Source organism: Allokutzneria sp. NRRL B-24872 (assembly GCF_002155965.1).
Classification (GTDB): Bacteria; Actinomycetota; Actinomycetes; order Mycobacteriales; family Pseudonocardiaceae; genus Allokutzneria.
Genome location: NZ_MUMH01000118.1, coordinates 17,680 through 41,408, shown reverse-complemented (window position 1 = coordinate 41,408; position 23,729 = coordinate 17,680). Strand labels below are relative to the sequence as shown.

Below are 23,729 nucleotides of genomic sequence, written 5' to 3'. Positions count from 1 at the left end.
CGCAGTCCTGGTGGAAGGTCATGTGCCTCACCGGCGTCGACTACTTCTCCACGCTGTCCTACCTGCCCGGCATCGCCGCGCTGGCCGCGGGCGCGCTGTCCCCGCTGGCCACGCTGCTGATCGTGGCGCTGACGCTGCTCGGCATGCTGCCGATGTACCGCAGGGTGGCCAGGGAGAGCCCGCACGGCCAGGGCTCGGTCGCCATGCTGGAGGACTTGCTGCCGTTCTGGCGCGGCAAGGTCTTCGTGCTCGTGCTGCTCGGTTTCGTGGCCACCTCGTGGATCATCACCATCACCCTGTCCTCCGCCGACGCCACGGTGCACGCGCTGGAGAACCCGCTGATGCCGGCGTTCCTGCACGGGCACGAGGTGCTGATCACCGTCGTGCTGCTGCTGGTGCTCGGCGGGGTGTTCCTGATGGGCTTCAGCGAGGCCGTCAGCGTGGCCATCCCGCTGGTCGCGCTCTTCCTGCTGCTCAACGCGATCACCGTGGTGGCGGCCGTCGCCGGGCTGGTCGCCGAGCCGGTCGCGGTGAGCTCGTGGTGGGACGCGCTCACGCACAGCCCCGGCGGCCTGCCCGGCGCGATCGGCGCGGCCGTGCTGGCGTTCCCGCTGCTGGTGCTCGGCCTCTCCGGCTTCGAGACCGGGGTCAGCATGATGCCGCTGGTCGCCGCGAAGGGCGAGACCGACCGCGAGCGGCTGGACGACCGCGTCCGCAACACCCGCAAGCTGCTCTCCGCCGCCGCCGTGATCATGTCGGTGTACCTGGTCGCGACGAGCTTCGTGACCACGATGCTCATCCCCGCGCAGGAGTTCGCCGCCGGGGGCAAGGCCAGCGGCCGGGCGATGGCCTACCTGGCGCACCAGCAGCTCGGCGAGGCCTTCGGCACCGTCTACGACATCAGCAGCATCCTGATCCTGTGGTTCGCGGGCGCGTCCGCGATGGCCGGACTGATCAACATCGTGCCGCGCTACCTGCCCTCCTACGGCATGGCGCCGGACTGGGGGCGCGCGGTGCGGCCGGTCGTGCTGGTCTACACCGCGATCAGCATCGGCATCACGATCGCCTTCGGCGCCGACGTCAACGCGCAGTCCGGCGCCTACGCGACCGGCATCCTGGCGATGATGGTCTCCGGCTCGGTCGCGGTCACCATCTCCGCCGCGCGGCACCGGCAGCGCGGGGCGGTCATCGGCTTCGGCGTGCTCACCCTCGTGCTGCTCTACGCACTGGTGGAGAACGTGATCAAGAAGCCGGACGGCATCGCGATCTCCTTCGTGTTCATCGCGGGCATCGTGGTGATCTCGCTGATCTCCCGCGTCACCCGCACCACCGAGCTGCGCGCGGAGCGCATCGAGTTCGACGAGACCGCGCGCCGCTTCGTCACCGACTCGCTGGCCCACGACTCCGCGCTCAACATCATCGCCAACCAGCGGCAGGCCGGGGACAACGCCGAGTACTCAGCGAAGGAGGCGGCTCAGCGCGGGATGAACCCGGTCCCCGGCTCGGCCGACGTGCTGTTCCTGGAGATCGACGTGGTGGACCCGTCGGACTTCAGCGACGTGCTGTGCGTGCGCGGCGTGGAGATCGACGGGCACCGCGTGCTGCGCGCCGACAGCCCCGCGGTGCCCAACGCGATCGCCGCGGTCCTGTTGTCGCTGCGCGACACCACGGGGGTGCGGCCGCGGTGCTACTTCGAGTGGTCGGAGGGCAATCCGCTCACCCACCTGTTCCGCTACCTGATCCTGGGCAAGGGCGACACCGCGCCGGTGGTCCGGGAGATCCTGCGCACCGCTGAGGAGGACCCGGACCGCCGGCCCGCCATCCACGTCGGCGGCTAGAAGGCGTTCACGCCCGTCAGCTCCGCCGACAGCGCCCACAGCCGCGCGGCCTCGTCGCGGTCGACGGCGTAGGAGCGCACTCCGGGGGCGTCGTCGTCGGAGATCTCGGCGACCTCGCAGTCCTCCAGGTACACCCCGCCCAGCTCGGCCAGCCGGGGCGAGGTCGCCGCCCACACCTGGGTCGACGCGCCCTGCTCCGGCGTCTTGAACTCGGGGATGAGCGGAGTCCCGTTCTCGTCGATCCACCCCCGTTCGACCTGCTCGGCCTTGGTCAGGTGGCGCTGCAACGGGGTGAGGATGCCACCGGGGTGCAGCGCGAAGGACTTGACGCCGAAAGCGTTGAGCTGCACCGCGAACAGCACGTTGGCGGTCTTCGCCTGGCAGTAGGCGGCCCACTTGTCGTAGCCGCGCTCGAACTGCACGTCGTCCCACCGGATCGGCGAGCTGCGGTGCCCGGCGGAGGACACCGACACCACGCGGGCGTCCTCGGCGAGCACCGGCCGGAGCCGGTTGACCAGCGCGAAGTGCCCGAGGTGGTTGGTGGCGAACTGCGCCTCCCAGCCGGGGCCGACGCGGGTCTCCGGGCACGCCATGATCCCGGCGTTGTTGATCATGATGTCGACGCGCCGCCCCGAGGCCGTGAACCGCTCGGCGAAGCCGCGCACGCTGTCCAGGTCACCGAGGTCGAGCTGGTCGATTTCCGCGATCTCGCCGACCTCGGCCTTCGCGGTGTCCGGCCGCCGCGCGGGGACCACGACGTGCGCACCGGCTCTTGCGAGGGCGCGGGTGGTCTCAAGACCGAGTCCTGAATACCCACCAGTGATGATCGCCAGCTTGCCGGTGAGGTCGATACCGTCTAGCACCTCGTCGGCGGTGCTCCTGGCCCCGAAACCGGAGCCGATCTTGTGCTGAGCCGTTGTCATGCCTTCGAGGCTAGGAATTGGAGCGCGCTCCAAGTCAACCGCTAGGGAGTCGGGATGATCTGTCTGGTCACCGGTGCCTCGTCCGGCATCGGCCACGCCACCGCGCTGGAGCTGCTGCGCGCCGGGCACGTCGTCTACGCGGCTGCGCGGCGTCTTGAGCGCATGGAAGACCTGCGCGAGGCGGGGGCGCACACCGTGGCGATGGACGTGACCGACGAGACCGCGACGGAACGCGTCGTTCGCACGATCCTCGAAGAGCAGCACCGGATCGACGTGCTGGTCAACAACGCGGGCGTGGCGTTGCACGGCGCGGTCGAGGACGTCCCGCTCAAGCGCGCGCGGGAGCTGTTCGAGGTGAACCTCTTCGGCGCGGCGCGCCTGACACAGCTCGTGCTCCCGTCGATGCGCGCGCAGCGCTCCGGCACGATCGTCAACGTCTCCTCGATCGGCGGCGAGATCGCTCTGCCGCTGGGCGCCTGGTACTACGCGTCCAAACACGGCCTCGAAGCGTTCTCCGACACGTTGCGCCAGGAGGTCGGTCGCTTCGGTATCGAGGTGGTCGTCGTCCAACCCGGCCTGATCGCCACGGAGATCCAGGACGGCAGCGCGGCGGAGATGCGCGAGCTGTCCGGTCAGGGCGCCTACGCCACGCTCGCCGAGGCGATGGCCGCGCGCACCGAGAGCTCGAACGCCCAGCGGCACAAGCTCTCCGACCCCTCGGTGGTGGCGCGCACCGTGCGCGCGGCGGTGGAGACCGAGCGGCCGAAGACGCGCTACGTCACCGGCTACATGGGAAAGCTGCTGCTGCGGCTCAACCGGCTGCTCTCCGACCGCCGCTTCGACAAGGTCGCCACGCGCGGACTGGACGGTTGACCTCAACCTGAGTTGAGTTCCTACGGTCGGCGCATGGACGACGCAGACCTCGCACGCCAACCGATCGGCTACTGGGCGTGGGCCGCGCACAACGCCGCGGTGACCTTCATCCGCGCGGCCCTCGCCGAGCACGACCTCACCCAGCCCCGGTGGTGGGTGCTCAACCAGCTCGCCGAGGGCGACAAGACGCGGGCCGAGGTGACCGCGCTGCTGGAGGGCTACCTCGACGTGGGCGCGGGCCTGCAACCCGAGATCGACGCGGTGCTGGACCGGGGCTGGGCCACCTCGGGACCCAGCGCGCTGTCGATCACCGAGGACGGCAGGGCGCTGCACGCGAAGATCGCCCTGCTGCAACAGGACCTCCGCGCGCGCATCCACGAGGGGATCTCCGACGAGGAGTACGTCCGCGTGCTCAAGGTGCTCCAGCGCATGATCGACAACGTCGGCGGGCGGGCGTGGCACCACTGACTTGCGTTGGAGCGCGCTCCAACTCGTAGCTTCTCCTCTCGAAGGCAGAACCGAGAGGGCGTGAACCACGATGGAGATCCGTCAGCTGGGACGGCAGGGGCTCAAGGCGTCGGCGCTGGGACTGGGCTGCATGGGGATGAGCCGCTCCTACGGCACCCCGGACGACCCGGAGTCGATCGCCACGATCCACCGCGCGCTCGACCTGGGCTGCACGTTCTTCGACACGGCCGAGATGTACGGGCCGTTCACCAACGAGAAGCTGCTCGGCGAGGCGCTGCGGGACCGGCGGGACGAGGCCGTCATCGCCACCAAGTTCGGCTGGGAGTTCGACGAGAACGGCAAGCAGGGCGAGCTCAACAGCAGGCCCGAGCACATCCGCTGGGTCACCGAGCAGTCCCTGCGCAGGCTGGGCACCGACCACCTGGACGTGCTCTACCAGCACCGCGTCGACCTCAACGTGCCGATCGAGGACGTCGCGGGCGCGGTCGGCGAGCTGGTCGAGGCCGGGAAGGTGCGCTACTTCGGGCTGTCCGAGGCCGGGCCGGAGACCATCCGGCGGGCGCACGCCACCTTCCCCGTCTCGGTGCTCCAGACGGAGTACTCGCTGTGGGAGCGGGGCCTCGAGGCCGAGATCCTGCCGGTGCTGCGCGAGCTGGGCATCGGCCTGGTGCCGTACTCGCCGCTCGGCAGGGGCTTCCTGACCAGCGACGCCCGCCGCGCCGAGGACTACCCGGAGACCGACTACCGCCGCAACGACCCGAGGTTCCAGGGCGCCAACTTCGACGCCAACATGGCCGCGGCGGCCTCGGTCCGCGAGATCGCCGCGCGCAAGGGCGCCACGCCCGCGCAGATCGCGCTCGCCTGGCTGCTGGCCAGGGGCGAGGACGTGGTGCCGATCCCCGGGACCAAGCGCAGGGAGCGGCTGGAGGAGAACCTGGCCGCCGCGGACATCGTGCTCGACGCCGCCGACACGGCCGCGCTCGACCTCGGGGAAACGGCGGGACCGCGTTATCCGGAGTCGTTCATGGGAATGAACGGGAGATAGCCTCCCGGGAATGCCGGGAGGCTGTCCGCCACCGCTTTTCAGAAGGTCACGTCACCGCACTGGTAGAAAGCGTTCCCGGTGTCGGCGATATCCCACACCGCCAGGATCAGGTGCCGCCCGGACCGCGTCGGCAGCGTCCCGGTGTGGGTCACCGTCGACCCGGGCCGCGCCCCGTTGAAGTTCACCGTGTAGAACGGCGCGGGCTCCAGCGCGGCCCTGGTCAGCGGTGCCGACGGGTTCCAGCCGTTGCGCGTGATGAAGTAGCGGAAGGACGTGGTCGCGTGCGCCGCGGTCAGCGTCCAGCTGAACGCCAGGCCCTGCCCGGAGCTGACCTTGCGCGCGGGCCATGAGCCGCCGCGCGGGTCGTCAAGCTGGGCGAACTGACCCAGCCCACCAGCGCAGATGCGCCCGTCGCCGGGGCCGCGCGCGGGGAAGCCCTTGGGGCCCTCCACGCTCTGCGGCTCCCACTGAACGGGGCCGCAGCCGGTCACCGCGCCGGTCTTGCACAGGTAGGCCCTGCTCGGGACGTTCGTGGTGTAGCCGTGCGCTCCGGCCACGCCGGTGAGCACGAGTGGTAGGGCCACGCACGCCGCGGCCACCGCGCTGATCCGTCCAAGAAGCTTGCTCGCCACCGTCACTCCTCATGCTGACCGCGGCGGCGGGGAATTGCAGGGAAGGTGGACGGTATCGGCTTTCCGGGCTCTGCCCGTACCGCCACAAGCGTGTTTTTCGCGTTGCTTTTCGCGCAATGAGAAGGACCCGTCCGGTGATTCCCGGACGGGCCCTCGTCAGTGCGGTACTAGCTGACGGTCACCTTGGTGAACTTGACTTCCTTCTTCGGCTTGCCGCCGCCCGGGTTCGGGTCGAAGGAACCGTCGTGCCCGGCGCGGGCCACCTCGTCCACCAGCTTCAGGCCGTCCTCGCCGATCGTGCCGAAGACGCTGTAGTCCGGGCTCAGCGCGGCGTTGCCGTAGACGATGAAGAACTGGCCGCCGGTGCTGTTCGGGGCCGCCGTCTTGGCCATCGCCAGGTAGCCGCGGCCGTAGGTCAGCTCCGGCCAGACCTCCTCGCCGAATGCGTAGCCGGGGCCGCCGGAGCCGTCCGGGTTCGGCGCGCCGCACTGCAGCATCTGCAGGCCCTCGGTGCTGATCCGGTGGCAGCTGGTGTCGTTGTAGTAGCCCTGCTTGATCAGGCTCACCATGCTGTTCACCGCGCACGGGGCCAGCGAGCGGTCCAGCGTCAGCGGCAGCTTGCCGATGTTGGCCTCGATGTCGACCTTGACGGTGCCGGTCGCCGCGACATCCTTGCCCTCGGGGGCCTTGACGTCCTTGGCCGCCTTCTCGCCCTCGGTGGGCTTGTACGCGCAGCTCACCTTCTGGGGCAGCGGGGAGGGGCGCGCGGCCGGCTTGGCGAGCTCCGTCGGGATCTCCAGCGGCTTCGCCTCCGGCTCCGGCGGCGTCCTGGTGACCCAGAAGATCAGCGCGACGGCCAGGACGGTGCCGCCGATGGCGGACCCGACACCGATGACGCGGCGCCGCTTGGCGCGCTGGGCGCGGCGCTCCAGCTGCCGCGCCAGCTTCCGCTTCGCGGCCTGGCGGCGCTGCTCGTTGCTCGGCACAGTGCTCCCTCCCGAGGATCGTGCGTGACGGCGCATTCTAGGGAACGTGGTGTGAACCCGGTGTGCACGGCCGCCCCGTTAGGCTGACGCCGAAATTCTCCCCTGTCCGTGATCACCGCTTTCCCGGAGGGTTCCACCGTGCTCGTCGCAGGCTTCCCGGTCGGTGCGCTGCAGGCCAACTGCTTCCTGCTCGCCCCGGCAGAAGGCGCCGACTGCGTCATCGTCGACCCAGGTCAGGACGCTGTCGAAGCGATCGAGGAGGCCCTGCGCGAGCACCGGCTGACCCCGGCCGCCGTGCTGCTCACCCACGGCCACTTCGACCACGTCTTCTCCGCGGCCGACATCTGCCGCGCGCACGGCGTGCCCGCCTGGATCCACCCGGAGGACCGGCCCATGCTGGCCGACCCCGGGCGCGCGCTCGGCCCGACGGCCACCGCGCTCTTCGGCGGCCGCATCGAGATGAGCGAGCCCGACGAGGTCCGCGAGCTGGCCGCCGACCAGGTGCTGGAGGTGGCGGGGCTGAGCTTCACCGTGGACCACACCCCCGGCCACACCAGGGGCTCGGTGTGCTTCCGCACCACCACCGAGGAGGGCGGCAGGCTGCTGTTCTCCGGCGACACCCTGTTCGCGGGCTCCATCGGGCGCACCGACCTGCCCGGCGGGGACACCGAGGAGATCATGCGCTCGCTCAAGGAGAAGATCCTCCCGCTGCCCGACGACACCGTCGTGCTGCCCGGCCACGGCCCGGCCTCCACGATCGGCAGGGAGCGCGCGACCAACCCGTTCCTCTCCGGTGGCGGCGCGGCCTTCCCGACCCGGGGGTTGTGAGTGGTTCCCCTCGATCTCCTCCCTCCCGAGCTGCTGCGCAGGCGCGCGTTCCTGGTCGGCTCCGTCGGCGGCCTGCTCGCGGCGCTGCTCGGCGCCCTGGTCGCGCTGCTGGTGGACCCCACGGCCGGGCTCGTGCTGTTCCTGCTGATCGCGCTGCCGCTGTCGCTGTTCTCCTTCGCCGAGGCCCGCAAGCGCACGTGGCTGGACGGGCGCGTGCTCACCGTGCGCGGTCTGGGCACCACCAGCGCCGACCTCGGCGCGGTCACCGACCTCGGCGTGCTGGTCAGCCAGGCCAAGGGGCTGCGCACGGTGAACCTGCTGATCAGCGCGGGTGGCAGGACGGTGTCCGTGGGGCTGGCGATCTACGCCGACGACCGCGCGCGGGAGCTGGAGCCGCTCGCGCTGCGCAAGCTGGCCGACGCGCTGGTCGCCACGGGGGAGCCGCACGCGCTGCTGTTCTCCGAGCTGCTCGTCGCCCAGCTGCGCGCCGAAGCGCGGGAGTCCTCGCTGGAGGAACGGCCGCTGTTCGCCCTCGCGGCGGTGGCCGAGCCGGGCAGGCTCGCGCAGCGGATCGGCTCCGACGTGGTGTCGAAGGTCGTCGCCCGGGACTGAGACCTTGTGCGCTGTTCGAACACATGTTCGAATCGTAGCCATGAGGTGGGACAGTCAACGCGACGACCGGATGGCCGCGACCCTGCCGGGGCTGGAGTACACGGCCGCCCCGACGCCGGGCTTCGCCGACGTCACCTTCCACGAGGTGCGCGCGAAGTCGGTGCTGTCCAAGGTCGCGGGCGGCTCGTCGATGCCGTTCGGGTGGACGGTCAACCCGTACCGGGGCTGCTCGCACGCCTGCACCTACTGCTTCGCAAGGGATTCGCACACCTATCTCGACCTCGACTCCGGGCGCGACTTCGACACCCAGGTGATCGTGAAGATCAACGCGCCCGAGGTGCTGGCCGCCCAGCTGCGCTCGCCGAAGTGGACTCGCGAGCACGTCGCGATGGGCACCAACACCGACCCCTACCAGCGCGCCGAGGGCCGCTACCAGTTGATGCCGGGGATCGTCCGCGCGCTGGCCGCCGCGCGCACCCCGTTCTCGATCCTGACCAAGGGAACGGTGATGGCCAGGGACATCCCGCTGCTCGCGGTGGTCGGCGAGAAGGTGCCGATCGGGATCGGCGTGTCCATCGCGCTGCTCGACCGCGACCTCCAGGCGTCCCTGGAGCCCGGGACGGCCAGCCCGCAGGCCCGGCTCGAACTCGTGCGGCGCGTGCGCGAGGCCGGACTGCCGTGCGGGGTGTTCGTGGCGCCCGTGCTGCCGTGGTTGACTGATTCCGTTGCGCGGCTTGATGATCTGCTCGGCGCGGTCGGCGAGGCGGGCGCCACCGGAGTGACCGTGCTGCCGCTGCACCTGCGCAAGGGCGCGCGCGAGTGGTTCTTCGCCTGGCTCGCGCGCGAGCGCCCGGACCTCGTCGCCGGCTACCGCCGGATCTACGCCAGGGGCAGCTACGCCGACCCGAGGTACCGCCGCTGGCTCGGCGAGCGCGTGGCGCCACTGCTGCGCAAGCACGGCCTCGCCCAGGGCATGGGCAGATCCAGCGTCTCCGACGTCGCGGACCTGTGGCCGACGGGCGCGCTGCCGCAGTCGCTGACCCCGGCGACCCTCGAGCAGGAGCAGCTGACCCTCCTGTGAACCTGTGGTTTTCCACAGCGAATCCGATGGTTTTCCGCAATGCCCACCCCGGCCACCCCCACCTACGGTCGAACCATGACCACCGCCACCACGACCCCGGACCCGCTCAGCCTCTTCCTCGCGGACATCAGGAAGGTCGCGCTGCTGCGCGCCGACGAGGAGGTGGAGCTGGCCAAGCGCGTCGAGGCGGGCCTCTACGCGGCGGAACTGTTGCGCGGCAACGACATCCGTCCGGTGCGCGAGCGCAACGAGCTGCGCTGGCTGGAGTGTGACGGGCGGCGCGCGAAGAGCCGGATGCTGGAGGCCAACCTGCGCCTGGTGGTCTCGCTGGCCAAGCGCTGCACCGGTCGCGGGATGGCGTTCCTGGACCTGATCCAGGAGGGCAACATCGGCCTCATCCGCGCGGTGGAGAAGTTCGACTACACCAAGGGGAACAAGTTCTCCACGTACGCGACGTGGTGGATTCGCCAGGCCCTCGCCCGCGCCTTGGCCGACAAGTCGCGGACCATCCGGATGCCCGTGCACATCGTGGAGTGCCTCACCAAGATCAGGCGCGTGCGGCGCGACCTGGCGCAGTCCCTCGGCCGCGATCCGACCCCCGAGGAGGTGGCGGCGGGGTCGGGTTTCGCTGTGGAGCGGGTGGAGGAGATCGAGCGCAGCGCCCTCGATCCGCTGTCGCTGGACATGCCGCTCGGCGAGGAGGGCACCGCGCGGCTCGGCGACTTCATCGAGGACGCCAACCCCGTCGACGTCGTCCAACTCGTGGCGTCGCAACGGATGCGCAAACACCTCGACGTCGTGCTCGACACCCTGTCCGAGCGCGAAGCCGGAGTGCTGCGCCTGCGCTTCGGCCTCACCGGCGGCGAGCCCCGAACCCTCGGCGAGATCGGCGAGCTCTACGGCCTCTCCCGCGAACGCATCCGGCAGATCGAGAGCAGGGCCATGTGCAAACTCCGCCATCCCACCCGCTCACACGTCCTCCGCGTCCACGTCGACTAGGGCTTGTCCGGTAAGCGTGTGCGCCGCAGTCGCCGGTGAGGTTGGGATGTCTTCACCGAGTCATGAGGGTTTGTTGTGCTTGAAGACCGGCAAACTCGGCGTCGTGCAGGGCATGGCCCGGCTTCGTCGCGCGCCTGAAGCATGCCGACAATGCCTTGTCGTACCAAGAGGATGGGAGTCGAACGGCTTGTCGGTCTCGTTCACACGTCCTCCGCGTCTACATCGACTAGCGCTTGTCCGGTGAGTGTTTGAGTCGCAGTCGCCAGTGGGGTTGGGGTGTCTTCAAGACCCTCAAACCTCCCTGTTGATCATCGTTGACCGCACCAAACCCGCCGTGTCATGAGGGTTTGTTGTGCTTGAAGACCGGCAAACTCGGCGTCGTGCAGGGCGCGGCCCGGCCTCGTCGCGCGCCTGAAGTCCGCCGAGAATGTCTTGTCGTATCAGGGGGATGGGAGTCGAACGGCTTGTCGGTCTCGTTCACGTTGTGCTGCTCTCCGTGTGCGCAAGCGTCGGTCCCCTCCCACGCCCCGGCACGCGTCACGAACCCTGAAGGCTCACGACCGGCCGACGGAGTCCACAATGGACGTCACGATCGTCGTGATCCGCGTGATCGCCACGTCCGGCTCCGGCGCTGACTCCCGCAACCACAGCACGATGGCCTCCAGGCAGGTCGCCACGGCCAGCCGGGCAGCCCACCTCGACGACGGCCCGTCCCCGACCTCCCGGGCGATGCGTTCGAGCACCTCGGACTCCATCGCCTCGCGCGCCCGCAAGGCGCGCTCCGCGTGCTCCGGTTCCCGCTCCGCCCAGCTGAACAGCACGAGGAACTCCTCGGGCTCGGCGGCGGCCCACCGCACGAGCTCGCGCACGCTGCGGGCGCCCACCTCGACATCGGTCGCGGCCGTCATCCGATCCAGCGCGCGGTCGAGCGCGGCCCGGAACAGGTCACCCTTCGACTCGAAGTGCCGGTAGAGGATCATCCGGCTGACCTCGGCCTCAGTTGCGATTTCGTCCAGGCTGGTCGCGGCGAAACCGTTGCGGGAGAAGGCTTTCGTGGCAGCGGCGAGGATCTGCTCGCGGCGTTGCGCCCGCGGCAGCCTGGGCTTCCCAGTCGTCACCGACCCATTGTAGACTCCGCTATGTATATTTCAGAGTAAACATAGGAGGCATGGTGTCGATCAGGCGCGTTCGCACCCCTGCGGGTGACCCGGCCTGGCTGGTCACGGGGCATGCGGAGGTCCGCTTCGGCTACACGGACCGGCGGCTCGGCCTGACCCACCACGCCCCGGAGAACGCGCCGCGCGTCGAGGACCACCAGCTGCTCGGTCCGTCCCAGCTGTACTCGCACGAGGACGAGCACACCGAGCACATGGCCATGCGTTCACTGCTCGCACCGTTCTTCTCCGGACGGCGGATCACCGCGCTGCAGGAGGAAGTGCGCGATCTCGTGCACGAGCTGCTGGACACCTTCACCGACGGCTCAGCCGATCTGCACGGCCAACTGTCCGCGCCCTTGTCAGCCCGCACCCTGTGCGCGCTGCTCGGCGTACCGCACTCCGATCATCAAGCCTTCAGGAGCCTGATCGACGCCATGGGCGACACCGCCGACCGTTCCCGCGCCGATGCCGGCCTTGAGGACCTGACGGCATACTTAGCCGCCTTGACCAGCGCTAAGAACGACAAACCCGGTGATGACCTGCTCTCCGGTTTGCTCGCGGCGGGCCTGGAGAACGAGGACGTCGCTGGCATGGCAGCGATGCTGCTCTTCGCGGGCTACGACAGTGCGGCGGTCGCCGTGGACACCGGCGTCGTGTTGTTCTCCGAGCACCGCGACCAGTGGCGCTTGCTCGTCGAGAACCCTGAGCTGACACCATCGGCGGTGGAGGAGATTCTCCGTTTCACCGAGGCGGGCGGCAGCACCTTCCCCCGCTACGCCAGGCAGGACGTCCGGCTCGGCGACGCGATGGTGGCGCGGGGCGACGCGGTCCTGTTCGATCTCGGACAGGCCAATGTGGACAGTCGAACCTTCCCCGAGCCACTGCGCTTCGACATCACGCGCACACCGAACCCGCACCTGTCCTTCGGGCACGGACCCTGGCACTGCGTCGGTGCGCCGTTGGCCCGCTTGGAGCTAACCGAGGCTTTCAGTGCGCTCCGCCTCCGTTTTCCCGAGCTTCGATCAGCCGGGGACAAACGCGACCTGCGCACCGAGGGCACCACCTTCACCGAGCGCGTGCGAGAGCTGCCGGTGGTCTGGTAACCGGAGCGGCGCTTGCTGGCCAGTCTCGGGCCAGCAGACCGAAGAGGAGGTCGTCGGTCCACTCGCCCTTGAGCCACGTGAACTCGGGACGGTGCCCTTCCTGGCGGAAACCGACGCGTTCCAGCAGGCGGGCCGAAGCGGTGTTGCGCGCGTCGCACTCGGCCGAGACTCGCCGCAACCCTTGGGAGACAAGGAGGTGGTCGACCACGCGGGACACCGCCTCGGTGGCGTGACCGCGCCCCTGGTGCCGCCTGGCGAAGGTGAAGCCGATCTCCGCCTGCATGCGGTTCTCGTGCAGGTTCACGCCGACGTCGCCGATCAGCTCGCCGCAGTCGCGCAGTTCCACCGCGTACTGGAACCATCCCGGCTCATCCGGGTCCAGCGCGGCGAACTCCGCGACCAGCTCCTCCGCATCCACAGTGGACAGTGGGGCTTCCCAGGACTGGTAGCGGGCGACCTCCGGGTCCGAGCGGTAGGCGCGCACCACCTCGGCGTCCGCACGCCGAAACTGCCGCAGCGCCAACCGCTCGGTCAACATGCCCCAGCCTCCCCGGGGATCAGTGCTGGCGCGGAGTGGTCGCGGTCCAGCGCACGGCGCGCCCGCCGGAGCTGCCCACCACCACGTTGGACGCGTTGAGCGCCGTCGCGAACGTGATGGTGCCCGGGCCAGCGTCCGGCAGCGTGCCGAGGTTGGTGGCGACTCCGCTCGGCGACCAGAGCACGGCGGTGTAGCGGCCCTCAGCGGTCTGGGACTCACCGGCGACCGAGCTCGCGCCGTGGATGCCCCCGGCGGTCACCGCGCGCGCCTCGCTCTGCGCTCCGCTCGTGCCGGGCAGGGCGCCGAGGTCGGTCACGGTGCCATCGGCGTTCCACCGCACGGCGTGGTTCACGCCGCGCCCCTGGGCGTAGACCCAGACCTTGCCCGCGATGACGCCGTTGTTGATGCCGCGTGCCTCGCTCTGCTCGCCCCCGGGCAGCGACGGAAGCTCGGTCGCGGTGCCGTCCTCGGCCCACCGCACGGCACGCCTGGAACCGTCGGCGCGCTGCGCCCAGCCGACGACGACCTTGTCGTAGCTGATGCCCAGCGCCCTGCTGACCTTGCTGTCCGGCAGCGCGCCCAGCTCGGTGACCGCGCCGTCCGGCGCCCAGCGGACCGCGCGCCCGCTGCTCGCCGAGGAGTCGGCGGCGCAGTACCCGGCGGCGATGTCGTGCACGTCGATCGACTCGGCGGTGCAGTGGGTGGTGCCGGGCAGGCTCGCGAGCGCGGTGATCACGCCGTCCGGCGACCACCGCACGGCGCGGGAGCCCTGCGGCGACGAGGAACGGCCGACGACCGTGCCGTTCCAGGCGATCGCGGTCGCCCTGCTGGCGGTGTCGCCCGGCAGCGTGCCGAGGTCGGTGACGGCGCCGTTCTCCGCCCAGCGCACGGCGTGCGAGGTGCCTGCGGTGTTGGCCCAGCCGACCGCGACCCCGTAGTTGTTGACCCCCCACGCGCCGCTGCCGGAACTGCCGGGCAGCTCGGCCAGCGCGGTGATCGTCGACTCCGCCCCGGCCACGGCGGGCACACCGAACGCGAACGCGCTGGCCGCGACGAGCGCGCCCAGCGTCCTTCCAGTACTCACAGCGAGAATCCCCCTTGCGACGTCGTGGCACCTGCCACGAACCGCGCTCAGATTAGACAGGCAATCGCCAAAGGGGCGAGAGGAAAATCAGCGGCCGCGGAGCTGCACGGGGCTCTCCGTGACCTCCAGCGAGTGGCCGGGGTCCCCGTGCCCGCGCTCTCCCTCGAGGGTGTGCACTGCGACGACACCCGAGGGAGCGGTGCCGGGGCTGGTCCACCAGTCCGGGTTTCGTTGCCATCACTGGCAAACGGCACTCCCACGCGTCGTTGGGCAGCCCGGCCTTGTCGCAGTGGGCGCAGAAGGTGTTCTGCACCCCGTCAGCCACCGCAGCGCGACCTGGTCGGCTGACCGCCGCGCGGTTGCAACGTAAGGGAAGTTTGTCGCTTTCCCAATTGTAGAAAGAATCCGCTTGTTCTCGATTCAAAGGCGCTCCAGCCACGCCAGCGCCGACGGACCCCTCAGCTCCGCCATGCGCGGGCGGGCCAGAGGCAGGCGCCGTCCGGTGAACTAACAAGCAGGCTTGACTGTTTGTTAGTTCGTGGTGAGACTCGGCTCGTGCCCGAGACCGCGACGACACCCGCGACCACCCGGCAGCGTCAGGCCGACCGCAGCCGGGAAACCCGCAGAAAGCTCATGGCCGCCACCGTCGAGTGCCTCGTGGAGCGGGGCTGGGCGGGCACCACCACGACGCTGGTCGCCGAGCGCGCCGGGGTGTCGCGCGGTGCCCAGCTGCACCACTTCCCGACCCGGGCGGAGCTGGTCACCGCGGCCGTCGAGCACGTCGGCGCCGAGAGCGTGCAGGTGCTCCGCGCCCGCGCCGCCGAGATCAGCGGCACCGAGGGGCGCACCGTCGCCGTGGTCGGCCTGATCGCTGACTTCTTCGCCAGCCCGCTGTTCACCGCCGCACTGGAGCTCTGGGTGGCCGCGCGCACCGACGCCGAGCTGCACGAGGTCGTGCTCCCGCTCCAGACCCGCCTCGGCCGGGAGACCCACCGGCTCGCGGTGGAACTGCTCGGCGTCGACGACTCCGACGCCGAGGTGCGACTGGCCGTGCAGACCACGCTCGACCTCGCCCGAGGGCTGGCGCTGGCCGCCCAGCTCGCCGACGACTCCCGCCGCCGCGAGCGCATCGTCCAGGGCTGGGCGCGGACGCTCGACCGCGAACTGGCCACCGCGCGTGAGCGCACCGACCACGAGGGGAACCGATGACGGACCTGATCGCCCTGTCGGCCGACCTGCGCGCCGAGGGGGACGAGCTCGACGCCCTGGTCGCCGGGCTCGACGACCGCGGCTGGCGTGCGCCGACACCCGCCGAGGGCTGGACCGTCGCGCACCAGGTCTCGCACCTGGCGTGGACGGACCGGCTGTCGGTGCTGTCCATCCGCGACCCGGAGGCGTTCACCGCCGAACTCAGCGGTGCCCTGGCCGACCCGACCGCCTTCGTGGAGGCCGGGGCCACCGAGGGCACGACCGAGCACCCGGCGGAACTGCTCCGCCGGTGGCGCCGCGGCCGCAGCGAGCTGACCGCGGCGCTCGCCCTCGCCGACCCCACCGCGAAACTGCCGTGGTTCGGCCCACCGATGAAGCCGCTGTCCATGGCGACCGCGCGGATCATGGAGACCTGGGCGCACGGCCAGGACGTCGCCGACGCGCTCGGCGCCACCCGCCGCCCCACCACCCGCCTGCGGCACATCGCGCACCTGGGCGTGCGCACGAGGGGATTCGCCTTCCAGGTCAACGGAACGACCGCACCCGAGGACCCGGTCAGGGTGGAGCTGACCGGACCCGAGGGCACGCTCTGGTCCTGGGGACCGGAGGACGCGGAGCAGCGGGTCACCGGTTCCGCACTGGACTTCTGCCTGCTCGTCACCCAGCGGCGCCACCTCGATGACCTCGACGTGACCGCGACCGGCGAGGTGGCGCGCACCTGGCTCGGCATCGCGCAGGCGTTCGCCGGACCTCCCGGGGGCGGCCGGAAGGCGGGGCAGTTCTCATGAGCGCTGGTTCTCCTCTCCTGATCGGCAACGCCTCCGGTTTCTACGGAGACCGCTTCGACGCGGTGCGCGAGATGCTCGACGGCGGCCCCCTGCACGTGCTCACCGGGGACTACCTGGCCGAGCTGACGATGCTCATCCTCGGCCGGGACCGGATGAAGGACCCGAAGCTGGGCTACGCCAAGACCTTCCTCCGTCAGATGGAGGCCAACCTGGGGCTGGCCAAGGACAAGGGCGTGCGGATCGTCGCCAACGCGGGCGGCCTCAACCCGGCAGGGCTGGCCGACGCGCTGCGCGAGCTGGTGCGGCGGCTCGGCCTCGCGGTGTCGGTGGCCCACGTCGAGGGCGACGACCTGCGGGAGCGGGCCACCGAGCTGGGCTTCGGCGAACCACTGACCGCCAACGCCTACCTCGGTGCGTGGGGCATCGCCGAGTGCCTGCGCGCGGGCGCGGACGTGGTGGTCACCGGCCGGGTCACCGACGCGTCACTGGTGGTCGGCCCCGCCATCGCGCACTTCGGATGGAGCGCGCGAGACCTGGACCAGCTCGCCGGCGCGACCGCGGCGGGCCACGTCCTGGAGTGTGGCACCCAGGCCACCGGGGGCAACTACTCGTTCTTCACCGAGATCGCCGACCTCGCCCACCCCGGGTTCCCCGTGGCCGAGCTGCACGCCGACGGCAGCTCGGTGATCACGAAGCACCCGGGCACCGGGGGAGCGGTGACCGTGGACACCGTGACGGCGCAGCTGCTCTACGAGATCGGTGGCACCAACTACGCGGGACCGGACGTCACGGCCCGCTTCGACACCGCCGAACTCACGCAGCACGGCCCGGACCGGGTCCGCATCGCCGGAGTCCGCGGTTTCCCACCTCCCTCCACGCTGAAGGTCTGCCTGAACACGATCGGGGGTTGGCGCAACGCCACCACGTTCGTCCTGTGCGGACTCGACGTCGAGGCGAAGGCCGATCTCGTTCGAGGACAGCTGGAATCCGCTATCGGAGCGGACGGGCTGACCTGGACGTTGGCACGCACGGACCACGCCGACGCCGACACCGAGGAGACCGCGAGCGCCCTCCTGCACGCCACGATCAAGACCTCAGACCCCAGGCTGGCCAAGGGTTTCTCCCGTGCGGCGATCGAACTCGCGCTGGCGTCCTACCCCGGTTTCCACGTCACCGCGCCACCCGCGGACGGCACCCCCTTCGGGGTGTACCGCGCCGGTTACGTGGCCAGAGAAGACGTTCAGCAGGTCGCGGTGCTGCCCGGCGGCGCGCGCGTCGAGATCGCCGATACCGGCCACGACCAACCGGAATGGGATCTTTCCTGGGAGGACGAGATCCCGCCGTCACCGTCGGAGCCGACGACGGCCGTCGCGCTGGGCACGCTGTTCGGCGCGCGCTCGGGTGACAAGGGCGGCGACGCCAACCTCGGGGTGTGGGCGCGGTCGGACGCGGGTTTCCGGTGGCTGGTGCACGAACTCACCGTGGACCGGCTTCGCCACCTGCTGCCCGAGGTGTCGGGCCTGGAGGTGGAGCGCCACCAGTTCCCGAACCTGCGCGCGGTGAACTTCGTGGTGCGCGGACTGCTCGGCGAGGGTGTCGCGTCCTCGACCCGGTCCGATCCCCAGGCCAAGGCGCTCGGGGAATGGCTCCGCGCCCGGGTCGCCGACCTCCCCGTCTCGTTGGTGGAAGGAGCGCGATGAGCTTCGAAACCCCTGAACGGCAAGCACTTCGGGATTCCGTCCGGGCCTTTGTGGAGCGAGAGGTGCGCCCGCACCTGGCGGACTGGGAGCGCCTCGGTGAGGTGCCCCGTGCCCTGCACGCCGAGGCGGCGAGGGCGGGCCTGCTCGGCATCGGGTTCGACGAGGAGGTCGGCGGCGAGGGCGGTGACCTCGTCGACGTCTCCGTCGTCACCGAGGAGCTGATTCGCGCGGGCGGCTCCTCGGGCCTGGTCGCGGCGCTGTTCACCCACGGCATCGCGTTGCCGCACATCGTGGACGCCGGTGGTGCCGAGCTGGTCGACCGCTTCGTGCGACCGACCCTGGCCGGTGAGCTGATCGGCGCTCTCGCCGTGACCGAGCCGGACGGCGGCTCCGACGTGGCCGCCCTGCGCACGCGCGCCGTGCGCGACGGGGACCACTTCATCGTGAACGGCGCCAAGACCTACATCACTTCCGGGGCGCGCGCCGACTTCGTCACCACCGCGGTCCGGACGGGCGAGCCCGGCTACGGCGGGGTGAGCCTGCTGGTGGTGGAACGCGACACGCCGGGCTTCACGGTCAGCCGCCGTCTGGAGAAGATGGGCTGGCACTGCTCGGACACGGCTGAACTGTCCTTTGTGGACGCTCGGGTGCCGGTGCGGAACCTCGTCGGCGCGCAGGACAGCGGTTTCGCGCACCTCATGCGGCAGTTCCAGGTGGAGCGGCTGAGCCTGGCCGTGCAGGCGTACGCGACCGCGGAACGCTGCCTGGAGCTGACGCTGGCGTGGGTGCGCGACCGCTCGACGTTCGGCAGACCGCTGGTCAGTCGCCAGCTCGTCCGGCACCAGCTGGTGGAGATGACCCAGCAGATCGAGCTCGCCAGGACCTACGTGCGCTCCGTGGTGCTGGCCGTCGCGGCGGGCGAGGAGGTCGTCGCGCGGGTGTGCATGGCGAAGAACGCCGCCGTGCGGGCGTGCGACTTCGTGGTGGACGCGGCCGTGCAGCTGCACGGCGGCTTCGGGTACATGCGGGAGGCCGAGGTGGAGAGGCATTACCGGGACTCCAGGATTCTGGGCATCGGTGGTGGGGCCAGCGAAGTGCTCGCGGACCTCGCCGCACGGCGGATGGGGTACACGGCGTGACCGTTCTCAAGTCCACAGTGGACACACGTGACCCCGAGCACCGGGAACGCCGCGCCGCGATGCTGACCAAGCTCGACGAGTTGGCCGCCGAGCACGCCAAGGCGCTGGCGGGCGGTGGGCAGAAGTACGTCGAGCGGCACCACGAGCGCGGGAAGATGCTGCCGAGGGAACGCATCGAGCTGCTGGTCGACGAGGACTCCGCCTTCCTGGAGCTGTCCCCGCTCGCGGGCTGGGGCACCGACTACGCGGTGGGCGCGAGCCTGGTCACCGGGATCGGCGTGATCTCCGGTGTCGAGTGCCTGATCGTCGCCAACGACCCGACGGTGCGCGGTGGCGCCAGCAACCCGTGGACGCTGCGCAAGACCTTCCGCGCCACCGATATCGCCATGGCGAACCGGCTGCCGGTGGTCAACCTCGTGGAGTCCGGCGGAGCCGACCTGCCGAGCCAGAGCGAGATCTTCATCCCGGGCGGCAGGCTCTTCCGCGACCTCACCAGGGCGTCGGCGGCGCGGGTGCCCACGGTGACCCTCGTCTTCGGCAACTCCACCGCCGGCGGCGCCTACGTGCCCGGCATGAGCGACTACGTGGTGATGGTCAAGGAGCGGGCCAAGGTCTTCCTCGGCGGACCGCCGCTGGTGAAGATGGCCACCGGCGAGGAGTCCGACGACGAGTCGCTCGGCGGCGCCGAGATGCACGCCAGGACCTCGGGGCTGGCCGACTTCCTCGCCGAGGACGAGCAGGACGCGCTGCGCATCGGCCGCCGCGTCATCGCCCGGCTGAACTGGCGCAAGCACGGCCCAGGACCGACGTCGCCGGTCGCTGAGCCGGTGCACGACCCCGAGGAACTGCTCGGCATCGTGCCGACCGACCTGCGCGAGCCGTTCGACCCGCGCGAGGTGATCGCGCGCTTGGTCGACGGCTCGGACTTCGACGAGTTCAAGCCCTCCTACGGCACCAGCCTGATCACCGGATGGGCCTCGCTGCACGGCTATCCCGTCGGTGTCCTGGCCAACGCCCGGGGCGTGCTGTTCAGCGCGGAGGCGCAGAAGGCGACGCAGTTCATCCAGCTCGCCAACGCCTCGGACACGCCCCTGCTGTTCCTGCAGAACACCACCGGCTACATGGTCGGCAAGGACTACGAGCAGGCCGGGATCATCAAGCACGGCGCGATGATGATCAACGCGGTGTCCAACAGCACGGTCCCGCACCTCACCGTGGTGATGGGCGCTTCCTACGGCGCTGGCAACTACGGCATGTGCGGCAGGGCCTACGACCCCCGCTTCCTGTTCACCTGGCCCAACGCGAAGTCCGCGGTGATGGGCCCGGCCCAGCTGGCCGGAGTGCTCTCGATCGTCGCCCGGCAGGCCGCGGCCGCCAAGGGCCAGCCCTACGACGAGCAGGCCGATTCGGGGCTGCGGGCCATGGTCGAGCAGCAGATCGAGGAGCAGTCCCTCGCGCCCTTCCTGTCCGGGCGCCTCTACGACGACGGCGTGATCGACCCCAGGGACACCAGGACCGTTCTCGGCATCTGCCTCTCCGCGATCCACAGCGGTGAGGTTCGCGGTGCCGAGCGGTACGGCGTGTTCCGGATGTGAGGAGCGGCAGTGATCTCCAGCCTGCTGATCGCCAACCGGGGCGAGATCGCCCGCCGGGTGATCTCGACCTGCCGGGTGCTCGGCATCCGGACCGTGGCGGTGTTCTCCGACCCCGACGCCGATTCCCCGTACGTGCGGGAGGCGGACGTGGCCGTGCGCCTGCCCGGTGCCGCTCCCTCGGACACCTACCTCCGGAGTGACCTGCTGATCGGCGCTGCCCGTGATGCGGAGGCCGACGCGGTGCACCCCGGGTACGGGTTCCTGTCCGAGAACGCCGAGTTCGCGCGCGCTGTCCAGGACGCGGGCCTGACGTGGGTCGGGCCGGAGCCGGCGGCGATCGAGGCCATGGGCTCCAAGGTCGCCGCGAAGCGCCTGATGGCCGAAGCCGGGGTGCCCGTGCTGCCGGAGCTGGCCCCGGACGCGGTCACCGACACCGATCTTCCCGTTCTGGTGAAGGCATCGGCCGGGGGCGGCGGTCGCGGCATGCGGATCGTGCGCTCCCTCGACGCGCTCGACGAGGCAGTGCGCTCCGCCCGCGCCGAAGCGGCCAGCGCCTTCGGCGACGACACCGTCTTCTGCGAGCCGTACCTGGAGCGCGGCAGGCACATCGAGGTCCAGGTGCTCGCCGACCGGCACGGCACCGTGTGGGCGCTCGGCGAGCGGGAGTGCTCGATCCAGCGCCGCTACCAGAAGGTCGTCGAGGAATCGCCCTCGCCCGCGGTCGACGCGGACCTGCGCGCGGCACTGTGCTCGGCCGCGGTGGCGGCGGCGCGCGCGATCGACTACGTGGGCGCGGGGACCGTCGAGTTCATGTTGTCCCCCAAGGGAGATTTCTTCTTCCTGGAGACCAACACCCGGCTCCAGGTTGAGCACCCGGTGACCGAGTGCGTCACCGGCGTCGACCTGGTCCGCGCCCAGCTGGAGATCGCCGAGGGCGCGCGACTGCCCGCTGAACCGCCGGTCCCGCGTGGTCACGCGATCGAGGTGCGGCTCTACGCGGAGGACCCCGCCGCGGACTGGCGCCCGCAGAGCGGGACCCTGCACAGGTTCGAACTGTCCACAGTGGACGTCGAGTTCGGCGTGGGTTCGTCCGACCACGGGCTGCGGCTGGACTCCGGCGTGGAGAGCGGTTCGGTGGTCGGGACGCACTACGACCCGATGCTGGCGAAGGTGATCGCGTGGGCGCCGACCCGGGTCGCCGCGGCCAGGCGGCTCGCCTCGGCGTTGGCCGGAGCGCGGCTGCACGGTCCGGCGACCAATCGTGATCTTCTTGTCGATGTCTTGCGGCACAAGGAATTTGTAGCAGGGGAAATCGACACTTCTTTCCTCGAAACCAATCGGGTGGTGGTGCGCCTGGGTGAAAATCGCACAGAGCGACTGTCCGCTCTGGCCGCCGCTGTCGCCGGGACCAGCGCCGATCGCGGGACCCATCCGGCGATTCCACCCGGTTGGCGCAACCTGCCTTCTCAGTTGCAGCGCAAGAGATTCGCCGGATCGCGTGGTGAGGTCGAGATCGCCTACCGGATGGAGCGGGGGCGGCTGCTCGGCGAGGAGGACGTGGTCCTGTTTGACAGCACGGAGAATCGAGCTACTTTCGATGTGGCCGGTGTGCGACGGACTTTCCACGTCGCTGCCTACGGAGACCGGGTCTTCGTCGATTCCGATCTGGGATCGGTTGCGCTGCAACGGATGCCGCGCTTCGCCGATCCCGCCGAAACGATCGCGGAGGGCTCGCTGCTCGCGCCGATGCCGGCGACGGTGGTCGACGTGGTCGCCGAAGCGGGCCAGCGCGTCGAGGCGGGCGCGGAGCTGATCGTGTTGGAAGCCATGAAGATGCGGCACTCGGTGCGTGCCCCGGGCGCTGGTGTGGTCGAGGTGATCGAGGTCGAGGTGGGCGAGCAGGTGGAGGCCGGCACCGTGCTCGCCGTTGTCGGAGTTCCTGTCGGCGTTGAGGAGGGGTAGTGGATTTCCGCGAGACCGACGAACAGCGGGCGTTACGGGCCGCTGTCGCCGCGCTGGCCGCCAAGTACGGCCACGGCTACTGGGTGGAGAGGGCCAAGCGCGGTGAGCGCACCGACGAGTTGTGGCGCGAGGCGGGACAGCTCGGCTACCTCGGCGTCGCGGTCCCCGAGCGCTACGGCGGCGGGGGCGGCGGGATCACCGAACTGGCCATCGTGTGCGAGGAGCTTGCGGCGGGCGGCTGTCCGCTGCTGCTGATCGTGGTCTCCCCGGCGATCGCCGCGACGGTGATCGCCAAGTCCGGGACGGAGGAGCAGCGCAAGACCTGGCTGCCCGGATTCGCCGACGGTTCCACGAGGATGTCCTTCGCGATCACCGAACCGGACGCCGGCTCCAACGCGCACAACATCACCACGACCGCGCGGCGCGACGGCGACGGCGACGGCTGGCGGTTGAGCGGGCGGAAGTACTACATCTCCGGCGTCGACGAGACCGACGCGACGCTGGTGGTCGCCCGCATCGAGGACGCGCGGACCGGCAAGCCGCGGCCCGCGATGTTCATCGTGCCGACCGACGCGCCGGGCTACGAGCGGCACGAGATCTCGATGGAGATCACCTCGCCGGAGCGGCAGTACACGCTGTTCTTCGACGACGTGAAGCTCCCGGGCGACGCCCTGGTCGGCGGCGAGGACGCGGGGCTGGCCGCGTTGTTCGCCGGGCTCAACCCGGAGCGGATCACCGTCGCGGCGTACGCCACCGGGATCGGCAGGCACGCGCTCGGCAAGGCCAACGAGTACGCGCGCACCAGGACCGTGTGGGGTGACCCGATCGGCACGCACCAGGCGATCGCGCACCCGTTGGCCAAGGCGCACGTGGAACTGGAACTGGCACGGCTGGCGGTGCAGCGCGCGGCGTGGGCCTATGACTCCGACGACGCGAGCGCGGCGGAGGCGGCCAACATCGCGAAGTACGCGGCGGGCGAGGCCGTGATCAACGCGGTGGACACCGCCGTGCAGACCCACGGCGGCAACGGCATGGCCACGGAGTACGGCGTCGGCACGCTCTGGGCCGCCGCACGCGTGGCGCGGATCGCTCCGATCAGCCGGGAGATGATCCTCAACTTCGTCGCCCAGCACAGCCTGGGACTGCCGAAGTCCTACTAGGGCAAGGAT

The 23,729-nt window shown here is 70.6% G+C and carries 21 protein-coding genes and 1 pseudogene; 16 read left to right on the top strand and 6 right to left on the bottom strand.

Annotation, left to right across the window (positions count from 1 at the left end; translation table 11 throughout):
- Window positions 1-20: 20 nt before the first annotated feature.
- Window positions 21-1,838, top strand: coding sequence for an amino acid transporter (locus tag CCN37_RS27695; RefSeq protein WP_246843352.1), 1,818 nt, complete (start codon window positions 21-23; stop codon window positions 1,836-1,838).
- On the opposite strand, the gene CCN37_RS27690 is transcribed toward CCN37_RS27695, so the two are convergent.
- Window positions 1,835-2,761, bottom strand: a complete 927-nt coding sequence (locus CCN37_RS27690; protein WP_086826334.1) for an SDR family NAD(P)-dependent oxidoreductase — start codon at window positions 2,759-2,761, stop codon at window positions 1,835-1,837. The two genes, CCN37_RS27695 and CCN37_RS27690, sit on opposite strands and share 4 nt — an antisense overlap.
- 54 nt (window positions 2,762-2,815) lie before the next feature.
- Here CCN37_RS27690 and CCN37_RS27685 point away from each other — a divergent pair, with 54 nt between their 5' ends.
- The 3 genes from CCN37_RS27685 (at window position 2,816) to CCN37_RS27675 (ending at window position 5,147) form a co-directional block, all read left to right on the top strand.
- Complete coding sequence (locus CCN37_RS27685) at window positions 2,816-3,634, top strand: oxidoreductase (RefSeq protein WP_086826332.1); 819 nt, start codon at window positions 2,816-2,818, stop codon at window positions 3,632-3,634.
- Window positions 3,635-3,667: 33 nt separating this feature from the next.
- Window positions 3,668-4,102: a MarR family winged helix-turn-helix transcriptional regulator gene (locus CCN37_RS27680; protein WP_086826329.1), complete on the top strand. Its 435-nt coding sequence runs from the start codon at window positions 3,668-3,670 to the stop codon at window positions 4,100-4,102.
- A 70-nt stretch (window positions 4,103-4,172) separates the two neighbouring features.
- The gene (locus CCN37_RS27675) at window positions 4,173-5,147 is read left to right on the top strand and encodes an aldo/keto reductase (protein WP_086826327.1); all 975 of its coding nucleotides are present in this window, start codon (window positions 4,173-4,175) and stop codon (window positions 5,145-5,147) included.
- 38 nt (window positions 5,148-5,185) lie between these two features.
- Here the strand turns inward: CCN37_RS27675 and CCN37_RS27670 are convergent, their stop codons facing one another.
- Both CCN37_RS27670 and CCN37_RS27665 read right to left on the bottom strand, forming a co-directional pair.
- Complete coding sequence (locus CCN37_RS27670) at window positions 5,186-5,779, bottom strand: lytic polysaccharide monooxygenase (protein ID WP_086826326.1); 594 nt, start codon at window positions 5,777-5,779, stop codon at window positions 5,186-5,188.
- Window positions 5,780-5,946: 167 nt separating this feature from the next.
- Complete coding sequence (locus CCN37_RS27665) at window positions 5,947-6,765, bottom strand: peptidylprolyl isomerase (protein WP_086826324.1); 819 nt, start codon at window positions 6,763-6,765, stop codon at window positions 5,947-5,949.
- A 138-nt stretch (window positions 6,766-6,903) separates the two neighbouring features.
- Between CCN37_RS27665 and CCN37_RS27660 the strand changes: the two genes are divergently transcribed.
- The 4 genes and pseudogenes from CCN37_RS27660 to CCN37_RS27645 all read left to right on the top strand — a co-directional run.
- Window positions 6,904-7,593: an MBL fold metallo-hydrolase gene (locus CCN37_RS27660; RefSeq protein ID WP_086826362.1), complete on the top strand. Its 690-nt coding sequence runs from the start codon at window positions 6,904-6,906 to the stop codon at window positions 7,591-7,593.
- On the top strand, window positions 7,594-8,205 hold the full coding sequence (locus CCN37_RS27655) for a hypothetical protein (protein WP_086826322.1): 612 nt from the start codon (window positions 7,594-7,596) through the stop codon (window positions 8,203-8,205).
- 40 nt (window positions 8,206-8,245) lie between these two features.
- Window positions 8,246-9,286 (top strand): Rv2578c family radical SAM protein, encoded by a 1,041-nt coding sequence (locus tag CCN37_RS27650; protein WP_086826320.1) that lies wholly within the window; start codon window positions 8,246-8,248, stop codon window positions 9,284-9,286.
- Between the two features lie 87 nt (window positions 9,287-9,373).
- Window positions 9,374-10,285 (top strand): annotated as a pseudogene (locus tag CCN37_RS27645) (RNA polymerase sigma factor); the annotation flags it as partial.
- A 554-nt stretch (window positions 10,286-10,839) separates the two neighbouring features.
- Here the strand turns inward: CCN37_RS27645 and CCN37_RS27640 are convergent.
- Window positions 10,840-11,403, bottom strand: a complete 564-nt coding sequence (locus tag CCN37_RS27640; RefSeq protein WP_143261841.1) for a TetR/AcrR family transcriptional regulator — start codon at window positions 11,401-11,403, stop codon at window positions 10,840-10,842.
- Window positions 11,404-11,453: 50 nt separating this feature from the next.
- Between CCN37_RS27640 and CCN37_RS27635 the strand changes: the two genes are divergently transcribed.
- Window positions 11,454-12,545 carry a cytochrome P450 gene (locus CCN37_RS27635; RefSeq protein ID WP_086826314.1) on the top strand — a complete coding sequence of 364 codons (1,092 nt, stop codon included), beginning with the start codon at window positions 11,454-11,456 and terminating at the stop codon, window positions 12,543-12,545.
- On the opposite strand, the gene CCN37_RS27630 is transcribed toward CCN37_RS27635, so the two are convergent.
- A complete protein-coding gene (locus CCN37_RS27630; RefSeq protein WP_086826312.1) occupies window positions 12,508-13,083 on the bottom strand; it encodes a GNAT family N-acetyltransferase in 576 nt (191 codons plus the stop codon). The genes CCN37_RS27635 and CCN37_RS27630 overlap by 38 nt on opposite strands.
- Before the next feature lie 19 nt (window positions 13,084-13,102).
- Window positions 13,103-14,167 carry a hypothetical protein gene (locus CCN37_RS27625; protein ID WP_086826310.1) on the bottom strand — a complete coding sequence of 355 codons (1,065 nt, stop codon included), beginning with the start codon at window positions 14,165-14,167 and terminating at the stop codon, window positions 13,103-13,105.
- Between the two features lie 633 nt (window positions 14,168-14,800).
- Here CCN37_RS27625 and CCN37_RS27620 point away from each other — a divergent pair.
- From CCN37_RS27620 to CCN37_RS27590, 7 genes are read left to right on the top strand one after another with little or no spacing between them, the layout of a single operon-like run.
- Complete coding sequence (locus CCN37_RS27620) at window positions 14,801-15,376, top strand: TetR/AcrR family transcriptional regulator (protein WP_086826360.1); 576 nt, start codon at window positions 14,801-14,803, stop codon at window positions 15,374-15,376.
- Window positions 15,373-16,164, top strand: coding sequence for a TIGR03084 family metal-binding protein (locus CCN37_RS27615; protein WP_086826308.1), 792 nt, complete (start codon window positions 15,373-15,375; stop codon window positions 16,162-16,164). Before CCN37_RS27620 ends, CCN37_RS27615 begins: the two co-directional genes overlap by 4 nt.
- Window positions 16,161-17,864, top strand: coding sequence for an acyclic terpene utilization AtuA family protein (locus CCN37_RS27610; RefSeq protein WP_086826306.1), 1,704 nt, complete (start codon window positions 16,161-16,163; stop codon window positions 17,862-17,864). The genes CCN37_RS27615 and CCN37_RS27610 overlap by 4 nt, the downstream gene beginning before the upstream one ends.
- On the top strand, window positions 17,861-19,003 hold the full coding sequence (locus CCN37_RS27605; protein ID WP_086826305.1) for an acyl-CoA dehydrogenase family protein: 1,143 nt from the start codon (window positions 17,861-17,863) through the stop codon (window positions 19,001-19,003). The genes CCN37_RS27610 and CCN37_RS27605 overlap by 4 nt, the downstream gene beginning before the upstream one ends.
- Entirely contained in the window at window positions 19,000-20,598 is a 1,599-nt protein-coding gene (locus tag CCN37_RS27600) for an acyl-CoA carboxylase subunit beta (RefSeq protein ID WP_210408230.1), read from the top strand. Before CCN37_RS27605 ends, CCN37_RS27600 begins: the two co-directional genes overlap by 4 nt.
- A gap of 9 nt (window positions 20,599-20,607) precedes the next feature.
- On the top strand, window positions 20,608-22,560 hold the full coding sequence (locus tag CCN37_RS27595; protein ID WP_086826303.1) for a biotin carboxylase N-terminal domain-containing protein: 1,953 nt from the start codon (window positions 20,608-20,610) through the stop codon (window positions 22,558-22,560).
- Window positions 22,560-23,720, top strand: a complete 1,161-nt coding sequence (locus tag CCN37_RS27590) for an acyl-CoA dehydrogenase family protein (RefSeq protein ID WP_086826301.1) — start codon at window positions 22,560-22,562, stop codon at window positions 23,718-23,720. Before CCN37_RS27595 ends, CCN37_RS27590 begins: the two co-directional genes overlap by 1 nt.
- The last annotated feature ends 9 nt before the right edge of the window (window positions 23,721-23,729 follow it).

Excerpts from the sequence above, each read along its gene's own strand:
- CCN37_RS27695 (WP_246843352.1), top strand. The coding sequence starts at position 21 with ATGTGCCTCACCGGCGTCGACTACTTCTCCACGCTGTCCTACCTGCCC.
- CCN37_RS27690 (WP_086826334.1), bottom strand. The coding sequence starts at position 2,761 with ATGACAACGGCTCAGCACAAGATCGGCTCCGGTTTCGGGGCCAGGAGC.
- CCN37_RS27685 (WP_086826332.1), top strand. The coding sequence starts at position 2,816 with ATGATCTGTCTGGTCACCGGTGCCTCGTCCGGCATCGGCCACGCCACC.
- CCN37_RS27680 (WP_086826329.1), top strand. The coding sequence starts at position 3,668 with ATGGACGACGCAGACCTCGCACGCCAACCGATCGGCTACTGGGCGTGG.
- CCN37_RS27675 (WP_086826327.1), top strand. The coding sequence starts at position 4,173 with ATGGAGATCCGTCAGCTGGGACGGCAGGGGCTCAAGGCGTCGGCGCTG.
- CCN37_RS27650 (WP_086826320.1), top strand. The coding sequence starts at position 8,246 with ATGAGGTGGGACAGTCAACGCGACGACCGGATGGCCGCGACCCTGCCG.
- CCN37_RS27635 (WP_086826314.1), top strand. The coding sequence starts at position 11,454 with ATGGTGTCGATCAGGCGCGTTCGCACCCCTGCGGGTGACCCGGCCTGG.
- CCN37_RS27630 (WP_086826312.1), bottom strand. The coding sequence starts at position 13,083 with ATGTTGACCGAGCGGTTGGCGCTGCGGCAGTTTCGGCGTGCGGACGCC.
- CCN37_RS27620 (WP_086826360.1), top strand. The coding sequence starts at position 14,801 with ATGGCCGCCACCGTCGAGTGCCTCGTGGAGCGGGGCTGGGCGGGCACC.
- CCN37_RS27615 (WP_086826308.1), top strand. The coding sequence starts at position 15,373 with ATGACGGACCTGATCGCCCTGTCGGCCGACCTGCGCGCCGAGGGGGAC.
- CCN37_RS27610 (WP_086826306.1), top strand. The coding sequence starts at position 16,161 with ATGAGCGCTGGTTCTCCTCTCCTGATCGGCAACGCCTCCGGTTTCTAC.
- CCN37_RS27605 (WP_086826305.1), top strand. The coding sequence starts at position 17,861 with ATGAGCTTCGAAACCCCTGAACGGCAAGCACTTCGGGATTCCGTCCGG.